This window comes from Protofrankia sp. CiP1_Cm_nod2 (assembly GCF_920664355.1).
In the GTDB taxonomy this organism is placed as follows: domain Bacteria; phylum Actinomycetota; class Actinomycetes; order Frankiales; family Frankiaceae; genus Protofrankia.
In genome coordinates this window covers 1,433-4,784 of record NZ_CAKKTL010000231.1, presented here as the reverse complement: position 1 = coordinate 4,784, position 3,352 = coordinate 1,433, and the positions used below count along the sequence as shown (strand labels likewise).

The following is a 3,352-nucleotide window of genomic DNA, read 5'->3' as shown; positions in this document are numbered from 1 at the left end:
GACACCGTGGACGTCGACACCATGAGCCGCGGCAACCGAGCGCCGTGGCCGGCACCCGCCCCGTCACGGCCGACGGTCCGGCCGCCCCGAACGGGAGCCATCGCCGCCGGGGCGGGGAGCCATACCGTCGCGGCGGCTGCGACCGTCGCGACCGGGGATGCCGTCACGACCGGGGAGGCCGGGGAGGCCCTACCGTCGGGTACGCTGCCGACCGGTTCGCGGGCCGTACAGGACACCCCTGTGCCCGGGAAACCCCGCTGCCATGGCCGGCAGCCCGCGCTCCCGCGGCCTGGGACCTGCGCCGTCCCGACGCGATGGCACGGATAGTGATGGAAACGTGACGATCTGCGGGCGGTGACACGCGAAGAACCATGAAGAACGGCTAGTTACCGTACGTTACGAGCTGGTTGCTCCTGTCCTCTCCTGCTCTCGGTCGTTCCCCGTCAGGCCAGCGGTGTTCCCCCGGGGGTCTTGGCCGGCCCCGCGCTCCTGGCGGGCGCGGGCGACTTGCGGGCGGCCGAGGCGGAACCGTTCGTCTCCGTCCCTCCCGTCGCCTCCGCCCGTCCCGCCGGCTTCCCGGCAAGCGCGGGCTGCTGGGCGGCCGCCTCCGGCGCCGCCACCGCCGGAGCGCCCGCCGGGCTCGCGGCCGCGCGGAAGCTCGCCCTGGGGTCAGCGAAGGATCCCAGCGAGACGATCTCCCGCCGGAAGAACAGCGACAGCGTCCAGTCCGCGAGCACCCGCGCCTTGCGGTTGAAGGTCGGCACCCGGCTGAGGTGGTAGGTACGGTGCATCAGCCACGCGGGCCAGCCGCGCAGCTTCATCCCGTACACGTCCGCCACGCCCTTGTGCAGGCCGAGCGACGCGACGCTCCCGGCGTACTTGTGCTCGTACGGCGCGATCGGCTCGGCGCGGAGATCGGCGAGAATGTTGTCCGCCAGCACCTTGGCCTGACGGACGGCGTGCTGGGCGGACGGACCGGTCGTCGCGCCCTCCCCCTTGGTGAGGTCGGGCACCGCGGCGCAGTCACCCGCCGTCCATGCCTGCTCGACGCCGTCCACCTGCAGGAAAGCGGTCGCCCTGATCCGGCCCCGCTCGTCGAGCGGGAGATCGGTGTTGGCGAGCAGCGGATGGGCCTTGACCCCGGCGGTCCAGACGATGGTCTCGGCGTCGAACTCCTCACCGCTGTCGAGCACCACATGACCGTCCACAAGGCTTTTCACCCGGGTATTGATTTTCATCTCGATACCACGGTGCTCAAGCTGCTTCAACGTGTACAGGCCCATCGCCGGCGAAACCTCCGGCAGCACCCGCCCGCTCGCCTCCACCATCACCCAGCGCATGTCCGACGGCGACAGCTCAGGATAGAACCTGCAGGCGTCCCGGGCCATGTCCTCAAGCTCGGCTATCGCCTCGATACCCGCGAACCCGCCGCCGATGAATACAAATGTCAGCGCGCGGCGCCGGAGCTGCGGGTCGGTACTGGACGCCGCGACGTCCATTCGTTCGATGACCTTGTTCCGAATGTGGATCGCCTCGGCCACGCTCTTGAAGCCGATGCCCAGCTCCGCGAGACCCGGGATGGGCAGCGTCCGGGCGACCGACCCGGGACAGGCGACCAGGATGTCGTAGTGGAGCTCATGCGGCGCGCCCTGATTTGGCGCAATATAGGCGACCCGCTGGGCATGGTTGACCCCGGTCACGCTGCCGCTGACCACACGGCAACCATTCAGCACCCTACGTAGTGGTACGACGACGTGTCGTGGCTCGAGGTTTCCGGCCGCCGCTTCGGGAAGAAACGGCTGATATGTCATGTACGAGTTGGGCTCGACCACCGTCACGGTCGCCTCGCCCTGACGAAGGCGACGCTGAAGACGCAAAGCCGTGTACATACCGACGTAACCGCCACCCACAACAAGGATGTGCGGAGGTTGTCCAAAGCTCATACAAAAAAGGTACTCGCCACCACGCGACCATGCCCCCGGATACGGCGCCGGTGGACGACGGACTCACGTGACGTACAACACGCGGAGATCAACTCGGCGACGTGTACATCGACGGTGGTTCAGTTATTTATCACTGACCGCGCCGCTTACCCTCGCCGCGGCACCGAGCACAGAGTCGATCATCTCGGCGGTGACCCGCCCGGTGAACGTGTTCTGCTGGCTGGGATGGTAGCAGCCGAAGACAACCAGCCCCGCTCGATGTTCGGTGACGCCCCCGTCAGCGCCATCTCGTTCGGTGACGCCTTGCGCTGTGACATCTCGTTCAGTGACATCTCGTTCAGTGACATCTCGTTGGGAGACATCTCGTTGGGAGACGGCTTCTCCAGATGCGGCTTCTCCAGATGCGGCTTCCGCGGAGGCGGCTCGCCGCACCGGGCCGGCCGGCGGGCGTGTGGGGCCCGGCGCGGGAACATCCGCGAGAACGACCCGACGGCCGTGCCCGAACGCCGGCCGTGGCGACGGCAGCGGATGACCGGCCCGCTCCAGCGCGGGCCACAGCGCCGTCCAGGCGAACCCGCCGAGCACGACGACCGCACGCAGCGTCGGCCGCAACAGTTCAAGATCGCGAATCAGCCATCCCCGGCAGGTGTCCCGTTCCAGGGTGGTCGGCTTGTTCGCCGGTGGGGCGCAGCGCACCGCGGCCACGATACGAGTGGAGATCAGACGCTGGCCGTCACCGGCCGACACCGAGGTCGGCAACCGCGCAAGCCCGACCCGGTGCAGGGAGGCGAACAGCCAGTCACCGCTGCGGTCCCCTGTGAAGATCCGTCCAGTGCGGTTGCCGCCGTGCGCCGCCGGTGCCAGACCGACGACGAGCACCCGGGCGTCCTCGGGGCCGAAGGACGGGACCGGCCGCCCCCAGTAACGCTCCCGCGCGAAAGCGGCCCGCCGCTGCCGGGCGACCTCCTCCCGCCAGCCCACCAGCCGGGGACAGGCCCGGCACACCGACATCCTGGCGTCGAGCTCGGCGGTGTCGCCCGCGGAGACAGCGAGCCGCCCGACATCACCCGGCGTGACCGCTACCGGGGTCACCGCCGAGGCGGGATCCCCCGGCCAGCCCGACCCCGGCGCGACCGGACGCCGGTCGCCGACACCACCGACACCGCCCTCGCCACCCTCGCCACCCTCGCCACCAGCGGATCCACCGTCGGCATCAGCGAGGCCAGCAGCACCACCAGCGAAACGAGCGGCATCGTCGGCATCGTCGGCATCGCCACCAGCGGCTGTGCCGGCGCCACCAGCGGCTGTGCCGGCTCCGGCGGCGGCACCGTCGACCGCGGCGTCAAGGACCCATACGGCGTCATGGAGTTCACCCATCGCACCCCGAGCCTAGAACGCCGGTCAAGTAA

Annotated in this window: 2 protein-coding genes; both read right to left on the bottom strand. The window is 69.7% G+C overall.

The window, feature by feature from the left end:
• Positions 1-443: 443 nt before the first annotated feature.
• Positions 444-1,943 carry an NAD(P)/FAD-dependent oxidoreductase gene (locus tag NBW84_RS24555; protein ID WP_445548243.1) on the bottom strand — a complete coding sequence of 500 codons (1,500 nt, stop codon included), beginning with the start codon at positions 1,941-1,943 and terminating at the stop codon, positions 444-446.
• Positions 1,944-2,066: 123 nt separating this feature from the next.
• Complete coding sequence (locus NBW84_RS20040; RefSeq protein ID WP_250286392.1) at positions 2,067-3,035, bottom strand: uracil-DNA glycosylase; 969 nt, start codon at positions 3,033-3,035, stop codon at positions 2,067-2,069.
• Positions 3,036-3,352: the final 317 nt, after the last annotated feature.